Annotated in this window: 13 protein-coding genes; 4 read left to right on the top strand and 9 right to left on the bottom strand. The window is 73.5% G+C overall.

Features of this window, described 5'->3' with window-relative positions; translation table 11 throughout:
* Positions 1-203 precede the first annotated feature (203 nt).
* Complete coding sequence (gene nucS / locus ACFVFR_RS15365; protein ID WP_383701565.1) at positions 204-866, bottom strand: endonuclease NucS; 663 nt, start codon at positions 864-866, stop codon at positions 204-206.
* 211 nt (positions 867-1,077) lie between these two features.
* Here nucS and ACFVFR_RS15360 point away from each other — a divergent pair, with 211 nt between their 5' ends.
* On the top strand, positions 1,078-1,470 hold the full coding sequence (locus ACFVFR_RS15360; RefSeq protein WP_383701563.1) for an SCO5389 family protein: 393 nt from the start codon (positions 1,078-1,080) through the stop codon (positions 1,468-1,470).
* 152 nt (positions 1,471-1,622) lie between these two features.
* Here the strand turns inward: ACFVFR_RS15360 and ACFVFR_RS15355 are convergent, their stop codons facing one another.
* Positions 1,623-2,657: an LLM class flavin-dependent oxidoreductase gene (locus ACFVFR_RS15355; RefSeq protein WP_383701561.1), complete on the bottom strand. Its 1,035-nt coding sequence runs from the start codon at positions 2,655-2,657 to the stop codon at positions 1,623-1,625.
* 236 nt (positions 2,658-2,893) lie between these two features.
* Between ACFVFR_RS15355 and ACFVFR_RS15350 the strand changes: the two genes are divergently transcribed.
* Positions 2,894-3,211: an ATP/GTP-binding protein gene (locus tag ACFVFR_RS15350; protein ID WP_383701559.1), complete on the top strand. Its 318-nt coding sequence runs from the start codon at positions 2,894-2,896 to the stop codon at positions 3,209-3,211.
* 39 nt (positions 3,212-3,250) lie between these two features.
* On the opposite strand, the gene ACFVFR_RS15345 is transcribed toward ACFVFR_RS15350, so the two are convergent.
* From ACFVFR_RS15345 to mce, 7 genes are all read right to left on the bottom strand, one after another.
* Entirely contained in the window at positions 3,251-4,210 is a 960-nt protein-coding gene (locus tag ACFVFR_RS15345) for an ABC transporter permease (protein WP_383701557.1), read from the bottom strand.
* Positions 4,207-5,466 carry an ABC transporter ATP-binding protein gene (locus ACFVFR_RS15340; protein WP_383701555.1) on the bottom strand — a complete coding sequence of 420 codons (1,260 nt, stop codon included), beginning with the start codon at positions 5,464-5,466 and terminating at the stop codon, positions 4,207-4,209. Before ACFVFR_RS15340 ends, ACFVFR_RS15345 begins: the two co-directional genes overlap by 4 nt.
* A gap of 454 nt (positions 5,467-5,920) precedes the next feature.
* A complete protein-coding gene (locus ACFVFR_RS15335) occupies positions 5,921-6,691 on the bottom strand; it encodes an ABC transporter permease (RefSeq protein ID WP_383701552.1) in 771 nt (256 codons plus the stop codon).
* 2 nt (positions 6,692-6,693) lie between these two features.
* Positions 6,694-7,791: an ATP-binding cassette domain-containing protein gene (locus ACFVFR_RS15330; protein ID WP_383701550.1), complete on the bottom strand. Its 1,098-nt coding sequence runs from the start codon at positions 7,789-7,791 to the stop codon at positions 6,694-6,696.
* Between the two features lie 255 nt (positions 7,792-8,046).
* Positions 8,047-8,982, bottom strand: coding sequence for a cellulose-binding protein (locus ACFVFR_RS15325; protein WP_383701548.1), 936 nt, complete (start codon positions 8,980-8,982; stop codon positions 8,047-8,049).
* Between the two features lie 115 nt (positions 8,983-9,097).
* Positions 9,098-13,195: a polarized growth protein Scy gene (scy, locus tag ACFVFR_RS15320; protein ID WP_383701546.1), complete on the bottom strand. Its 4,098-nt coding sequence runs from the start codon at positions 13,193-13,195 to the stop codon at positions 9,098-9,100.
* Positions 13,196-13,341: 146 nt separating this feature from the next.
* Complete coding sequence (gene mce, locus ACFVFR_RS15315) at positions 13,342-13,782, bottom strand: methylmalonyl-CoA epimerase (protein WP_383701544.1); 441 nt, start codon at positions 13,780-13,782, stop codon at positions 13,342-13,344.
* Positions 13,783-13,923: 141 nt separating this feature from the next.
* Between mce and ACFVFR_RS15310 the strand changes: the two genes are divergently transcribed.
* Together ACFVFR_RS15310 and meaB are read left to right on the top strand one after the other, a co-directional pair.
* Complete coding sequence (locus tag ACFVFR_RS15310; RefSeq protein WP_383701542.1) at positions 13,924-15,126, top strand: acetyl-CoA C-acetyltransferase; 1,203 nt, start codon at positions 13,924-13,926, stop codon at positions 15,124-15,126.
* 98 nt (positions 15,127-15,224) lie between these two features.
* Positions 15,225-16,181 (top strand): methylmalonyl Co-A mutase-associated GTPase MeaB, encoded by a 957-nt coding sequence (meaB, locus tag ACFVFR_RS15305; protein WP_383701540.1) that lies wholly within the window; start codon positions 15,225-15,227, stop codon positions 16,179-16,181.
* Positions 16,182-16,499 lie beyond the last annotated feature (318 nt).

Here is a 16,499-nt window from a genome sequence, read left to right as displayed (position 1 = left end):
CGCAGGCGGCGCGGGACGTGGGGCGTACGCGCCGTGGACCCGGTACGCCCGCCAGCGCGGAGGCACGGAGCGCGGCGTCACGGCGTACGGCGGCGCGAAGGCCGGGTGCGTCGGGGCGCGGGGGAGGGGCACGTGGGCGTGGCCCGGCGCGGGGGCGACGGGCCACGGGGTGGTGCGGGGCGCGCGGTCGGGCGCGCGGTGGGTCAGAACAGGCGCAGCTTGTCGTCCTCGACGCCGCGCAGCGCGTTGTAGTCCAGGATGACGCAGCCGATGCCACGGTCGGTGGCCAGCACGCGGGCCTGCGGCCGGATCTCCTGGGCCGCGAAGATGCCCTTGACCGGGGACAGGTGCGGGTCGCGGTTGAGGAGTTCGAGGTAGCGGGTGAGCTGCTCGACGCCGTCGATCTCGCCACGCCGCTTGATCTCGACGGCGACCGTCCCGCCGTCGCCGTCCCGGCACAGGATGTCCACGGGGCCGATGGCGGTGGGGTATTCGCGCCGAATCAGCGTGTAGCCGCTGCCGAGGGTCTCGATGCGGTCGGCCAGCAGCTCCTGGATGTGCGCCTCCACGCCGTCCTTGATCAGCCCCGGGTCGACTCCGAGTTCGTGCGAGGAGTCGTGCATCACCTCTTCCATGGTGATGATGAGCTTCTCGCCCCCCTTGTTCACCACGGTCCACACGTTGTCCGCGCCCTCCTTGAGGGTGCAGGGCGGCGACATCCAGTTGAGGGGTTTGTAGGCCCGGTCGTCCGCGTGGATGGACACGCTGCCGTCGGCCTTGACCAGGATCAGCCGGGGCGCGGAGGGGAGATGAGCGGTGAGCCGGCCCACGTAGTCAACGGAGCAGCGGGCAATGACGAGACGCATGGTCGGCAACGCTACTCGACGCCGCCCCGTGCACGCGATTCGCCCGACGCCCTCCCCCGTCCCCGTGGCCGGTAGTAGGTGCGCCGTCCTGGTGCGGGCACGGCAGCCGGAACTACCGTTGCGGCGGGGGGTCGCCGCGCGAGTACGCTGCGTCGCGGCTCGCACCCTCATCCGCCCGGCCCCGCGTCCCGGGGTCACGAGAGGAGAACCCATGTCGCTCGACGTCTCACCGGCCCTGCTCGAACAGGCCGAGCGAGGCGAGGTCGACGAAGCCGCATTCGTCGACTGCGTCCGGACCTCCCTGCCGTACGCCTGGGAGATGGTCAGTTCGTTGGTGGCCCAGCTCAAGGTGGACGGCGGCGAGATCGCCGACAACCAGGTGCCGCCGCCGGACGAGAAGGCGCGTGGGCAACTGCTGCGCGCGCTCGCCAGTGACGCGATACGCGGTTCGCTGGAGCGGCACTTCGGTGTGCGGCTGGCCTTCCAGAACTGCCACCGGGTGGCGGTCTTCCCGCTCGACCCGGCGGCCGACGACCGGATCGCCCGCTTCACCTCGATCCGGGGCCAGATCCTGAACCAGTCCCCGGAGCTGCGCGACTGCTGACGCGCGGTCGCCGCCGTCCCGCGGGCGCCAGGTGCTGAACGACGCGGGGCGGCGCCGCCCCCACGCCCGTGCCCCGACCGCCGCACCCCCGCCCCGGCCACCCGCGCCCCGCCCCGGCCACCGCCCGGGGCCCTCGCCCACGGCGCCCGCCGTCAGCCACAGCGCGGCAGCACCTCCGCGCCCAGCCGCCGCACGTTCTCCTCGGTGCCCGTCAGCTCGCCACAGCCCTCGACCAGCAGGGCGAACCGGTCGATGCCGGTGCGCTCGGCGCTCGCGGCCAGCAGGTCCGCGCACAGCGCCGGCGGCCCCACCGGGTGCAGCGAGCACAGCAACTCCACGTACGCCCGCGGGTCGCGCATCGCACGCCGCCGCCCGTCGACCGTCACGTACGCCCCGAGCCCCTGCCGTAGCCAGCCGGGCATCGCCTTGAGCAGTGACTCCGCCGCGTCCGCCCGGGTGTCGGCGATCTGCAGGACACCGGTGGACACGTGCGGGGCCGCCGCGACGACCTCCGGCGAGTGCCCGGCGGCGCGCGCCGTGCGCCGCCACAGGGCGACCATCTCCGCCTTCTCCTCGTCCCCGCAGTGCATCCCGAGCAACATGGGCAGCCCCCGCTCGGCGGCCAACCGCACGCCGCGCGGCGACACACATGCGACGACCACGGGAGGCCCGTCCGCCGCCACGCCGTCCAGGAACTCGTCCGCCCGTGGCACGACCGGGACCTCCCGAAAGGCGTAGCGTTCTCCGTCCGCGCCGACGGACGGCTCCCGCAACCAGCGCAGCAGCAGGTCAAGCGACTCGGGAAAGCCCTCCTCGTACGCCCGCACGCCCGCGCCGAACACCTCCAGATCCACCCAGGGCCCACCGCGCCCCACCCCCAGCGTGAACCGGCCACCCGTGGTGAGGTGCAGCAGCGCCGCCTGCTCACCCAGGGCGACCGGATGCGTGGTGGACAGCACGCTCACCGCGGTGCCGACCCCGATCCGCCGCGTGCGCCCGAGCACCAGCGCGGCCAGCGTGGTGGCGGACGGGCAGACGCCGTAGGGAATGAAGTGGTGCTCGGCCAGCCAGACCGCGTCCAGCCCCGCCCTCTCGGCGACTTCGGCGGTCCTGACCGCCCTGCGCAGTGCCTCCCCCTGTCCCTGGCCCGGGAATTGCGCGGCCAGGACGAACGCTCCAACGCGCATCGCACTCCGCCTCCTCTCGCAGCTTCGCGACCGACGCGGCCCCCTTGGAGGCAACAACGTCTGTCACGTGCCAAAGGCACGGCTTGGCAAGAAGTTTTCATGATGATCATCAGATGTGGTGGCCGGTGGTGCGCCGGTGCGGTGCGCGACCGCTTCCCACGCGGCTCCCGCTCCGGTGACGACAACCCTTACGCTGGTAACGGTCCGTAGTTCCCGCCGACGCCACGAGGTGCCCCGTGTCCCCGCGCCGAAACCGCCCCCGAGGCGGCGAGAAACCAGCAGAGAGCTCCGCCTGGGGGTCGACGGGCGGGGAGCGCACGGAGACCTGGCAGGGGGAGGAGTGGCTGGTGCGCGCGGTGGCGGGCGCCGCTGCGGGCAAGCACTACCGCTGCCCCGGATGCGACCAGGAGATTCCGCCGGGCGTGGGCCACCTCGTCGCCTGGCAGAGCTACGCGGGCGTGGAAGACCGCCGCCACTGGCACCGCGCGTGCTGGAACGCGCGAGACCGCCGGAGCGCGCGGCTCCAGCGGTCTCGTAACGCGCCGCGCTACTGACGCGGACGGGCGGCCCGTAGGCGGTCGGACCCCGGCGGGCTAGACGTCGCGCTTGTCCAGCACGGCGAACGCGGCGGCCAGCGCCGCCCCCGCGGCGACCGCGATGATCAGCAGCGGGTCCCAGCCGGAGGGGCCCGAGTCCGTGACGGTGTTGCTGAACATCACGCCGATCTGACTGGGGATCGAGTACTCGAACAGCACCCGCTGGACGTCCTCCAGCGCCTCGCCGCGCATGAACAGGGCCAGCACCAGCGGCAGCAGCACCGCGCCGATCATGATGGTGATCGCGCCGGCGGAGTGCCGCAGCAGCGAGCCCACGGCCAGCGCGAGCAGCCCGAGCACGGCCACGTACAGGCTGACGCCCACGGTGGCCTTGAACCAGTCGGAGCCGCCGGACTCGCCGGCGCCCTTGTTGCCGCTGAGCATGCTGTCGTTGACGAGGGCGACGACGGTCGTCGAGGCCAGCGTCACCGCGAAGGTCAGGCCGAAGAAGACGGTGGCCTTGGCCAGCAGCACCCGGCCCCGGCTCGGGCACGCGGTCAGGGTGGTGCGGATCATGCCGGTGCCGTACTCCGAGGAGACCGCCAGCACGCCGAGCGTGATCACGCACAGCACGCCGAGCAGCACCCCGAAGAAGCCGAAGCTCAGCGGGGACTCGCCGTCCAGGTCGGTGTCGCCGCTCGCGAGGCCGACCGCGGTCAGCAGGCCGATGCCGACGACCAGCACGACCATGACGCTGAGCGTCCACATCGTCGAACGCACCGACTTGATCTTGGTCCACTCGGAGGCGAGCGCGTGCCCGAAGTGGGTGGGCCGGATCGGGATCGGCGAGATGTAGCCGACGGGCGCGAAGCCACCGGCCGGCGCCTGCCCGTGGGCCTGCCCGGGCGGCGGCGTGTGCGGGGCGCCGCCCGGCATCCCCGGGTGCGGCGCCTCCAGCGTCTGGGCCCGCTGGGGCTGCGGGGCGGGGGCGGAGTGCGGCTGCTGAGGGGTGGTCATCGGGCGTCCTCGCTGTCGCGCTGGTTCGGGTCGGCGGGGGTGGCGGGCGGCTGCGGCGCGGGCGCCGGCCGCTGGTCCGGCAGGGCGCGCAACTGCGTGGTACGGGGCGAGGCGGCGGCCGGCGCGGGCGCGCCCGGCGCCTGCGGTGCGGGCGGGCCCGGTGCGTACGGCTGCGGCTGACCGGGCGCGTACGGCTGGGGCTGGCCCGGCGCGTACGGGTGCGGCTGGCCCGGGAACGCGCCGGGAGCCTGCCCCGCGCCCTGGCCCCAGCCCTGCGGGGCGCCCGGCGGCTGCGGCTGGCCCGGCGCGGGCTGCTGCTGGAGGCCGGCGCGCGGGTCGTGCGTCGAGCGGTAGTCCACGGCGCCCTGCGTCATCCGCATGTACGCCTCCTCCAGCGACGCCCGGTGCGGCGCGAGCTCCCACAGCCGGATGTCGGCCTCGTGGGCGAGGTCGCTGATGCGCGGCAGCGCCAGCCCGGTCACCCGCAGCGCCCCGTCCTGCTCGGGCTGCACCTGTCCGCCCGCCTCGGCGAGCGCCGCCACCAGCTTCTCGCGCTGCGCCGGTTCGCCCTCCGGCGTCCGAACCCGGGCGAAGTCGGCCGAGTTGGCGGAGATGAAGTCGGTGACGCTCATGTCGGCGAGGAGCTGACCGCGACCGATGACGATCAGGTGGTCGGCCGTGAGGGCCATCTCGCTCATCAGGTGGCTGGAGACGAAGACCGTACGCCCCTCGGCGGCGAGCTGCTTCATGAGGTTGCGCACCCACAGGATGCCCTCCGGGTCGAGCCCGTTGACCGGCTCGTCGAAGAGCAGCACCTGCGGATCGCCGAGCAGGGCCGCGGCGATGCCCAGACGCTGGCCCATGCCGAGCGAGAAGCCCTTGGAGCGCTTGGCGGCCACGCCCTGCAGGCCGACCACGCCGAGCACCTCGTCCACCCGGCGCGCCGGTATGCCCGAGAGCTGGGCCAGGCTCAGCAGGTGCTGGCGCGCGCTGCGGCCACCGTGTACGGCCTTGGCGTCCAGGAGCGCGCCCACCTGGCGGGGCGCGTTCGGCAGCCGGCGGAACGGATAGCCGCCCACCGTCACCTGGCCCGCGGTCGGCGTGTCCAGGCCAAGGATCATGCGCATGGTGGTCGACTTGCCCGAGCCGTTGGGGCCCAGGAAGCCGGTGACGGCGCCCGGCCGTACCTGGAAGCTCAGATTGTGCACGGCCGTCTTGGCGCCGTAGCGCTTCGTCAGGCCGACTGCCTCGATCAAATCTCCGCCCTCGCCGTCGTCGGGGCATCGCCACCTGCCGGCTCGCCCCCGTGAGGCTTAGGAGGATAACGGGGAGCTGACGGTTCCATTTGCGTCGCCATCGGTACGACCCCGAGACACGCGCTGGGGAAACCTCCGGTGACACCCGTCTTGTCCCCCTCGCCCAGGCCCCACCCGGTTCGCCCGGTCCGCCCGCGCCGGCCCGCGCCGCGTCCGGGCCCGCCACCCGGAGTTCCCGCCCGGCCGCCCCGCGCGTCGTGGACCCCTCGGCCGCACCCGGACACTCCTGCTACTCCGGGCACCTCGGATGCACGGGGCGTCCCGCCCGCTCGACCCGCGCACGCGCGCTCGACCCGCACGCGCCCGACTCGCGCGAGCTCAGCTCACAGGCGCCCGACTCGCAGGCGCCCGACCCACAAGCGCCCGACTCGGGAGCCCCACTCGGGCGCTCCGCTCAGGCGTCCCGTTTCTTCAGCGACACCGCGCCGCCGACCAGCGCCGCCAGCACCCAGGCGGCCATGATCGCCAGGCCGCCCCAGGGGCCGTACGGCGCGTCGTCGTCGGTCCGTACCACCTGCATGATCCGCGAACCGGCCTGGTCGGGCAGGTACCGGCCGACCTTCTCGGTCGCCGGGACGTTGCCCAGGATGCTGGAGATCAGGAAGAAGAACGGCATCAGGATGCCGAGCGAGAGCATCGGGCTGCGCAGCATCGCGGTGACGCCCATGGCGAACATCGTGATGAGGGTCATGTACAGCGCGCTGCCGAGCATCGCCCGCAGCACCCCGGGGTCACCGATGGACGCCTTGTGGTCGCCGAGCATGGCCTGCCCGGAGTAGAAGCTGGCGAAGCTGATGAGCAGGCCGACCGCGAAGGCCAGCAGCGTGGCGACGGCGATCTTGCTGGTGAAGAACGTCAGCCGCTGCGGGACGGCCGCCAGCGAGGTGCGGATCATGCCGGTGCTGTACTCGGTGGAGACCACGAGCACACCGAAGACGATCAGCGCGAGCTGGCCGAGCCCGATGCCGGCGAAGCTGATCAGGGTCGGGTCGAACTCCAGCTTCTCCTGAGCGGACATGTCGTCGTAGTCCCGCTTGCTCAGCGCGCTGAGCAGCATGCTCAGGGCCACCGTCACCACCAGGGCCAGCACCATGGTCCAGACGGTGGACCGCACCGACCTGATCTTGGTCCATTCGGACCGGAGTACCCGCGTCGCGACCGCCATCGTCAGGAGCCCTTCTTCCGCTGCCAGTCAGCTCCCCAACCACCCTGCTGCCCCGGCGGCTGCCCCTGGGGCGGGTACCCACCACCGGGCGGTACGGGTGGCGCCCCGGCCGCGCCCGGTACGGCGCCCGCCGCCCCGCCCGCGCCCGGCCCGCCGTAGGGCGCCGCCGTGGCGCCGGGGTGCGCGCCGGCCGGGCCCGCGTGCGCGTGGTACTCCACCGAATCGGCCGTGAGCTGCATGAACGCCTCCTCAAGCGAGGCGCGCTGCGGGCTCAGCTCGTGCAACACCACCCGATGGCGCGCGGCCAGCTCGCCGAGCCGCGCCGCCTCCGCGCCGTCGACCTCCAGCGACCCGTCGGTGGCGACCACGGCGGTGTGCCCCGCCTCGGCCAGCGCCTCGCGCATCCGCTCGTGGTCGGGCGTGCGCACCCGCACGTAGGAGCGCGAGTTCTGCGCGATGAACTCCGCCATCGAGGTGTCCGCCATCAGCCTGCCCTGCCCGATGACCACCAAGTGGTCGGCGGTCAGGGCCATTTCGCTCATCAGGTGACTGGAGACGAAGACCGTGCGCCCCTGGGCGGCCAGGTTCTTCATCAGGTTCCGAATCCAGTGGATGCCCTCGGGGTCGAGCCCGTTGACCGGCTCGTCGAACATCAGGATCTCGGGGTCGCCCAGCAGGGCCGCGGCGATGCCCAGACGCTGCCCCATGCCGAGCGAGAAGCCCTTCGAGCGCTTGCGCGCTACCGAGGACAGGCCGACGGTGTCCAGCACCTCACTGACCCGGCTCGCCGGGATGCCGTTGCTCTGCGCCAGACACAGCAGGTGGTTGTACGCGCTGCGCCCGCCGTGCATGGCCTTGGCGTCCAGCAGCGCGCCGATGTGCTTGAGCGGGTCGCGCAACTGTCGGTAGTGCTTGCCGTCGATGCGCACGTCCCCGGCGGTCGGACTGTCCAGGTCGAGCATCATGCGCATCGTCGTGGACTTGCCGGACCCGTTCGGGCCCAGGAACCCGGTGACGATCCCGGGGCGCACGGTGAACGTCAACCGATCTACGGCGAGCTTGTCGCCATAGCGTTTCGTCAACCCCGCAAGCTCGATCATGCAGGCCACGCTAAGGGCCACCGGCCCCGTACGCCACCCCGCGACGAACGGCGCCGCACACCTTTCTCCGCGGTGTGCGACGCCGTTCACGTCAACGTGCGAGGGAACCGTTCGCCGGCCACCTGCCGGCTACCGACCGACCCCATGACCGGGGGCCCGAGGGCCGCGACCGCACGCGATCACGACGCCCCACGCCCCCACCGGTCGATGGCCACCGGCGAACCGTCCGGTGCCGGGACGGGCCCCGGCCGGGTGTCAGCGGCTCTGCTGCGCGGGGACGCCGCGCTGGACCGAGTCGTCCTCGGGCGCGCCGGCGGCGGCCACGGCCGCGCCGGTGAGCGTGGCCAGCATCTCGCGCACGTTGGTCAGCTGCGCGTTGATGCTGTCGCGGCGGTTGGTGAGCGCCGCCAGCTCGCGCTCGGACTCGCTGCGCACGCGGTCGGCCTTGGCGTTGGCGTCGGCCACGATGTCCTCGGCCTGGCGCTGCGCGGTCTCCACCGTCTGCCGGGCCCGACGCTCCGCGTCCGTCCGCAGCTTCTCGGCCTCCAGGCGAAGCTGCTCGGCGCGGTGCTCGATCTCCGCCAGCCGCTTCTCCGCCTTGGCCTGACGCGAGGCCAGGTCGCGCTCGGACTGCTCGCGGCGCTTGGCCAGGTTGGTCTCGAAGTCGGCGGCGGCCTGGGCGGCCTTGGCGCGGGTCTCCTCGAAGAGGGAGTCCGCCTCCTCGCGCTTGGACTGCGCGTCCTTCTGCGCGTCGGAGCGCAGCGTGCTCGCGTCGGACTTCGCCTTCTCGACGATCCGCGCGCCGTCGTCCTCGGCCTTCGCCTTGCGCTCGGACGCGAACGTCTCGGCGTCGTTGCGCACCTGCTGCGCGGCCGACTCGGCCAGCTCGCGGTGCTGCTCGGCGGCCCGGCGAGCCTCCTCGCGCAGGTCCTTGGCCTCCTCCTCGGCGAGGCGGAGGATCTTCTCCACGCGCGCGCCAAGACCCGCGTACGACGGCTCGGAGTCGTTGACCTGGGCCTGCGCGTTCTGCGTTTCGAGGTGGAGCTCCTCGATGCGCTTTTCCAGGGAGGTGATGCGTGCCAGGGCACTGTCTCGGTCGGCGACGAGCTTGCTAATGCGGTCGTCCACCTGACCGCGGTCGTATCCACGCCGCACGAGCTCGAAGCCGAAGGGGGAGGAAGTGTCGCTCATGGGGTTCCTGTCGAAAGAAGACCGGTGAGGTGATAGGGAGAATCCTAGGGGTGCGGACGGCGTGTCTTCGAGTCATTGCCCGTTTGATCTGGAGAATGACCCCTCATTTGAGTGGCTAGCCGTCAGACTGCTTGCCACTTGAACGAGTTGCGCCCGCGCCCGCCACTGTTTTCGCGCCCCCGTTGTCCTTGCCGCCCCCGCCGCCCGACGTGGGCGCCTCGAAGGATTCGAGGGCTTCCAACACGTCCTGGACGCGGGAGATTTCCGCGTTGATGTCTTTGCGGCGACGCACGAGCAACTCCAGTTCCCGCTTGCCGTCGTCGACCATTCGCTTTGCCTCGGCAGCCGCTTCCGTACGCCTGCGGTCGGCGTCGCGCACCGCCTCGGTCTTCTTCGCCTCGGCCTCGCGAATCAGCCCGTCGGCCTTCTTCACCGCGGCGATACGCACCTTGCTCGCCTCGCTGTTCGCGTCCGACAACAGCTGCTTGATCTTCTTTTCGGCTTCCGCGAGTTGTTCCTCGGCCGCCTTCACGAGCTTGTCCGCCCGCTCGCCCGCCGACTTCAGCGCCTCGGAGGACTCCCGGCGGGCCCGGTCGTGGAGGCTTTCGACCTCGCTCTCGACCCGGGTGCGCAACTCCTCGGCCCGCTCCCTTATGGCCGTCGCGTCCCCGCGCGCCTCGGTCAGCATGGTGTTGGCGTCCGTACGCGCCTTCTCCACCCGCTGGTTGCCGTCCAGGGTGGCCTCCGCGACGATCCGCTCGGCCTCCTTGCGGGCCACGCCCACCATGGTGTCGGCGCGCTCCTCGGCCTCGGTGGCCGCCCGCAGCGCCTCCTCCTGGGCCCCGGCGATGAGCTGGTCGGCCTGCTCGGCGGCCTCGGCACGCCGCTTGGCCGCCGCGGCGCGGGCCGTGTCGACCGTACGCTCCGCCTCGAGCTGGGCCTTGGCCAGCTGCCGGTCCGACTCCTCCTGCGCCCGCGACCTGATCTTCTCGGCGGCCACCCGGGTGCGGGTGGCGTGCTCCTGCGCGGAGGTGACCGTGCTCGCCGCCTCGGCGCGCAGCCGCTCGGCCTCCTTGGTCGCCCCGGCCACCAGCCGGTCGGCCTGCGCCGCCGCCTCGGTCCGGCGCTGGCCCGCCGCCTTGCGGACCTCGTCCAGGGTGCGGTCGGCCTCCTGCCGGGCGGCGGCCGTGACCTCGGCCGCCTCCGTACGCGCCCGCTCGGCCTCGGCGGCCACCTCGGCCCGCAGCCGCTCGGCCTCCTTGGTGGCCTCGGCGACGAGCTTCTCGGCCTCCTTCGTCGCCTCCGCGATGAGCCGGTCGGCCTGCTGCGCGGCGTCCGAGCGCAACCGGTTGGCGTCCGTACGGGCCTCGGCACGCGAGCGCGCCGCGTCCTGCTCGGCCGCCGCCAACGCGTCCGCCGCCTCGGTCCGCAGCCGCTGGCCCTTGGCGGTGGCGTCGCCCACCATCCGCTCGGACTCGGCGGTGGCCTTGGCGACCATCTGCTCGGACTCGGACGTCGCCTTGGCGACCAGCGCGTCGGCCTGCTGGGCGGCGGTGTGCCGCAGCCGGTCCGCCTCCTCGCGGGCGTCGGCCCGCATCCGCTCGGACTCGCCGATGGCCTCCGAGACGGTCCGCTCGGCCAGCGCCTTGGCGGCCTCGGACTCCTCCCGTGCCTCCCGGCGCACCCGCGCGGCGTCCCCCGAGGCCCGCTCGCGCTCGGCGTAGGCGTCGGCGCGTACCCGGTCCGCCTCTCCCTGCGCCTCCGTACGGGTCCGCTCGGCCGCGTGCTCGGCCGCCGAGCGCAGCCCGGTGATCTCCTGCTCGGCCTGCTCCTGGAGGCCCGCGACGGCCTCCCGCACCTGCTGCGCGGTCTGCTCCGCGCTCTGCACGAGCTCACTCGCCCGCTGCTCGGCCTCGTCACCCAGCCGCTGCGCCTCGGCCTGCGCCTCCGCCACCCGCTTGCGGGCCGAGGCCAACAGCTCCTCGCTCTGCTCCTGGGCCCGCGCGCGCTCGCGCTCGGCCTCCCCACGAGCGTCGCCCAGCAGCTCCTCGGCCTCCCGGCGCCGTCGAGCCGCTTCCTCCTGGGCCGCCGACAGCGCCTCGCCCGCCTCGGTCGCCAGCCGCTCGGCCGCCGCCTTGGCCTCCGAGCGCACCCGGTCGGCCGCCTCCTTGGCCTCCGTACGCAGCCGCTCGGCCTCCGCCGCCGCCTCGCCACGCAGTCGGACCGCGACCGCCTCGCCCTCCGCGCGGGCGCTGGAGGCGTCCGCGGCGGCCTCGTCCCGCAGCCGCTGGGCCGCCGCCTCGGCCTGCTCCTGGAGGGCCCGCAGCCGCTCGGCCGACTCGGCGCGCAGCCGCTCGGTCTCCTCGCCGGCCTCCCGGCGCAGCCGCTCGGCCTCGGTCCGCGCCTCGCGCAGCGCCTCCTCGGCGGACGCGACCCGCTGCTCCGCCTCGCCCTGGAGGCGGGCCAGCTCGGCCTCGGCCTCGGCGCGCCGCTCGGCGGTGGTGCGCTCGGTCTCCTCGCGCAGCCGCTGCGCCGCCTCGGCCGCCTCGGCCTTGATCTTGCCGGCGCCCTCCTCGGCGGCGGCGACCAGGTCCTCCGCCTCGCCCCGAGCGCGCTCCAACGCCTCCTCGGACTGCTTGCGCAGCGAGGTGGCCCGCTCGATGGCCTCGGTGCGCACCCGCTCGCCTTCGGCGCTGGCGCTGGCCCGGCTCTCGGCGGCGTCCGCCTTGGCCTTGGTGAGCAGCTCCTCGGCGGTCCTGGCCGCCTCCTCGATCTGCTGCACCGCGTCCCGGCGGGCCTCGCCGCGGATCTTCTCGCCCTCGGTGACCGCGTCGGCCCGCAGCTGCTCGGCCTCGCCGCGCAGCCGCCTGGCCTCCTCCTGGAGCTCGACGGTCTTGGCGCGGTACTCCTTGGTGTCGTCCTTGGCCGCGCCCTTGAGCTGCTCGGCGGTGTCGTGCGCGGCCTCCCGCAGCCGGTCCGCCTCGCGCTCGGCCTCGGTCCTGATCCGCTCGGCCTCGGCGGCCGCCGCCTTGGTGGTGGCCTTGGCGTCCTCGGTGGCCTTGCTCAGCACCTCCTCGGCGGTGCGGGCCGCCTTGGCCAACTGGGCCGCGGAGTCCTCGGCCGCCTCGGCACGGGCCTTCTCCTGCGCCTCGGCCACCAGTCGTTCGGCCGCGCTGCGCGCGTCGTCGCGCACCTGCTCGGCCTCGGCCTTGAGGGCCTCGGTCTCCTGAGTGGCCTCCCCGACCAGCCGGGCGATCTCCGCCTTCGCGGTGCGGGTGCGCTGCTCGTTGTCCGACTCGGCGGCCGAAAGCCGCGCCGCCGCCGCCTCCTTGGCCTCGCTGACGAGCTTCTCGGCCTCGCTGCGCGCCTCGCGCAACGCCGTGTCGGCCTCCTGCATGCGCTGCTCGGCGGCCCGGGTCAGCTCGGCCGCCTGCCGCCGGGCCTGCTCGGACTCGGTGGTGGTGCTGGTACGCAGCTGCTCGGCGTGGTCGGTGGCCTCCTGAGCCTGCGTGGAGGCGGCGGTCAGCAGCCGTTCGGCGTCGGTGCGGGCCCGGCGCAGGATCGCTTCGGCTTCCGAGCGCGCGCTCTCGGCCTCCGCGTTCAGCCGCTCCCTGGCCTGCTCCGCCAGCCGCTGGGCCTCGGTGCGCGCGGCGGCCAACGCCTGGTCGGCCTCGGCCCGCGACTCGTCCAGCAGACGCCTGGCCTGGGACTCGGAGCGGGCGCGCAGTTGCTCGGCCCAGGCCACGTTCTCGTTGACGTGCGACTCGACGGTCGCGCGCCGCTCCGCCAGCTCCTCGTCGAGGCGCTGGCGGCGGGCGACGGCTTCGGAGTGCAGCTCCGCCTCGAGACGCGACTGCCGCTCGGCCTGCTCCTGGAGCAGGCGCTGGGTCTGCGCCCGCACGTCGCGCAGTTCGCGTTCGGCGTCCGCGCGCAGCTGGTCGGCCTGGGCCTGGGCGTTCCGCAGGAGCTGCTCGGCCTGGTAGCCCAGGTCGGCGCTGTCGTACGCGGGTCGGGACGCGATGGTGCGGCGCGCCTCGTGCAGCTTGGCGCGCAGGACTTCGACCTGGTAGCCGAGGTCGTCGGCGTGCTGGACGGCCTTCTCTCGCTCGGTCTTTAGCCGTTCCATCTCGGCTTCGAACTGCGAAAGGTGATCGTCAGGCTCGTAGCGGTCGTAGCCCCGCACTGCGCGGTCCCATCCGTCCCCTGGTCGCATCGGTGGCCTGCCCCGCCCCGGTGCCGGGTGGTGCGCAGGGCTGGCCCTTCCGAAGAAATGGTGTCAGATCATCGGCGTAGCTTGGGCCGAGCCCCCAACCCGCGCCCCGGCCGAGCTTGCACTCTACCGGCCAGGGGAGGGGTGAGTCAGTGTTCGGTCTGCTCGGGGGAGGCGGAGGTCACCAGTTCCGTCAGCACGCCGTGGCAGTCCTTGGGGTGCAGGAAGGTGATCCGCGAGTCCATCGAGCCACGGCGCGGCTCCTCGTACAGGACGCGTACGCCCTTGTCGCGTACGGCCGCCGCGTCCGCGTCCACGTCGGCGGTGCCGAACGCGATGTGGTGCACGCCCTCGCCGTTCTTGGCCAGCCACTTGCCCACCGCCGAGTCCTCTCGGGTGGGTTCGAGGAGCTGGAGGTAGGAGGCGCCGCCGTCGGACGTCTCGTTGATCTTCAGCATGGCCTCGCGTACGCCCTGCTCCTCGTTGACCTCGGAGTGGAACACCTCGAAGCCGTACGTGGCACGGTAGAACTCCACCGTCGTGTCGAGGTCGAAGCAGGCGATCCCGATGTGGTCGATTCTCGTCAGCATGCCCCCAGTGCACCGCCGGCACGGCTGGTCACGCAACGTGCGCGCGATCACATCCTCGCGCCGGTGACCTGTCGCGTACCGCTCAGTACATTGACGGATAACCCTCGTTAACATCCCTGACGCTTCCGAAGGGGCCGCATCATGAGTGGAACCACCGACACTACGTCCGTGATCGTCGCAGGCGCCCGTACGCCCATGGGCCGCCTCCTGGGCTCGCTGCGCAGCTTCTCCGGCGTCGACCTGGGCGGCTTCGCCATCAAGGCCGCGCTCGACCGTGCTGGCATCGGCGGTGACCAGGTGCAGTACGTGATCATGGGCCAGGTGCTGCAGGCCGGCGCCGGGCAGATCCCGGCCCGCCAGGCCGCCGTCAAGGCCGGCATCCCGATGACCGTGCCCGCGCTCACCGTCAACAAGGTGTGCCTCTCCGGCCTCGACGCGATCGCGCTGGCCGACCAGCTCATCCGCGCCGGCGAGTTCGACATCGTCGTCGCCGGTGGCCAGGAGTCGATGACCAACGCCCCGCACCTGCTGCCGAAGTCCCGCGAGGGGTACAAGTACGGCGCCATCGAGATGCTGGACGCCATGGCGTACGACGGGCTCACCGACCCCTTCGACGGCATCCCGATGGGCGAGTCCACCGAGCACCACAACACGCGCCTGGGCATCCACCGGCCCGAGCAGGACGAGATCTCCGCGCGCTCCCACCAGCGGGCCGCCGCCGCGCAGAAGAACGGCCTGTTCGAGGCCGAGATCACGCCGGTGGAGATCCCGCAGCGCAAGGGCGAGCCGGTGGTCTTCAGCCAGGACGAGGGCATCCGCGCCGACACCACCGTCGAGGGCCTGGGCAAGCTGCGTCCGGCGTTCACCAAGGACGGCACCATCACCGCCGGCAGCAGCTCGCAGATCTCCGACGGTGCCGCGGCCGTCGTCGTGATGAGCCGCGCCAAGGCCGAGGAGCTGGGCCTGGAGTGGATCGCCGAGATCGGCGCCCACGGCAACGTCGCCGGCCCGGACAACTCGCTCCAGTCGCAGCCCTCCCACGCGATCCACCACGCCCTGGGCAAGGAGGGCCTGACCGTCGCCGACCTCGACCTGATCGAGATCAACGAGGCGTTCGCCTCGGTCACCTTCCAGTCAATGAAGGACCTCGGTGTTTCGGCGGAAAAGGTGAACGTCAACGGCGGCGCGATCGCCCTCGGGCACCCGATCGGCATGTCGGGCGCGCGCCTGGTGCTGCACCTGGCGCTGGAGCTCAAGCGGCGCGGTGGCGGCGTGGGCGCGGCGGCCCTGTGCGGCGGCGGCGGTCAGGGCGACGCCCTGATCCTGCGGGTGCCCGGGAAGTAGCCCGTCCCCGCCCCGCCGGCCGGGCCCGCCGGCCGACCGGGGGCCGCGTCCACGGCGACGCGCCCAGCGACGTACACAGCGACAAGGAGAACGGCACGATGGTGGACGTCCCCGACCTGGTGGAACAGGCGAGGCAGGGCAGGCCGCGCGCGGTGGCCCGGCTGATCTCGCTGGTGGAGGGGGCGTCCCCGCAACTGCGCACGGTGATGGCGGCGCTGGCCCCGCTGGCCGGCAACGCCTACGTCGTCGGCCTGACCGGCCCGCCCGGCGTCGGCAAGTCCACCTCGACCAACGCGCTGATCACCGCCTACCGCCGGATCGGCAAGCGGGTCGGGGTGCTGGCCGTGGACCCCTCCTCGCCGTTCTCCGGCGGCGCGCTGCTCGGCGACCGGGTGCGGATGAGCGACCACGCCTCCGACCCCGGCGTCTACATCCGCTCCATGGCCACCCGTGGCCACCTCGGCGGCCTGGCCTGGGCCGCGCCGCAGGCCATCCGGGTGCTGGACGCGGCGGGCTGCGAGGTGATCCTCGTGGAGACCGTGGGCGTGGGCCAGTCGGAGGTGGAGATCGCCTCGCAGGCCGACACCAGCGTGGTGCTCCTCGCGCCGGGTATGGGCGACGGCATCCAGGCGGCCAAGGCCGGCATCCTGGAGATCGGCGACGTGTACGTGGTGAACAAGGCCGACCGCGAGGGCTCCGACGCCACCGTGCGCGAGCTGAACCACATGCTCGGCCTCGGCGAGGCGCGGGCGGCCGGCGACTGGCGGCCCCCGATCGTGAAGACGGTGGCGGCCCGCGCCGAGGGCGTCGACGAGGTCGTCGAGGCGTTGGAGAAGCACCGGGCGTGGATGGAGGAGCGCGGCGTCCTGGCCGAGCGCCGACGCGGGCGCGCCGCCCGCGAGGTCGAGACGATCGCGGTCACGGCGCTCCGCGAGCGCATCGGCGACCTGCGTGGTGACCGCCGGCTGAGCGCCCTGGCCGACCGCGTCGCGCGCGGCGAGCTGGACCCGTACGCGGCCTCGGACGAGCTGATCGCGGGCCTGACCCAGAGCTGAGGCGCGCCGACGGCGCAGCGGGCGCGCCGCGGCCGGTGGGACCCGCCGTCGACGGGAAGCGGGGGCGGGCTCGCGCACCGGGTGGAGGGCGTACTGCCGCGCTCGGCGTAGCGCGACCGGCCACGCCATGGCGCCCCCTCTTGCAGCGAACGCTCCGGTGGGGGCGTGCGCCGGTGGGTGAGCGCCGGGCGGGGACAACCGAAGCGGCGGTTCGGGTGGGCCGACGGCTTCCTGAAGGGCCATCACCCTCGCGCCGTCGGCGGGCCGTCGCGAGCGGACCGGGCGTCACGGGGCGTTCCCGGGTGGGCTGAGGGAGGT

The organism is Streptomyces sp. NPDC057702 (assembly GCF_042799315.1).
Taxonomy (GTDB): domain Bacteria; phylum Actinomycetota; class Actinomycetes; order Streptomycetales; family Streptomycetaceae; genus Streptomyces.
This window is presented reverse-complemented; position numbering and strand designations above follow the sequence as displayed.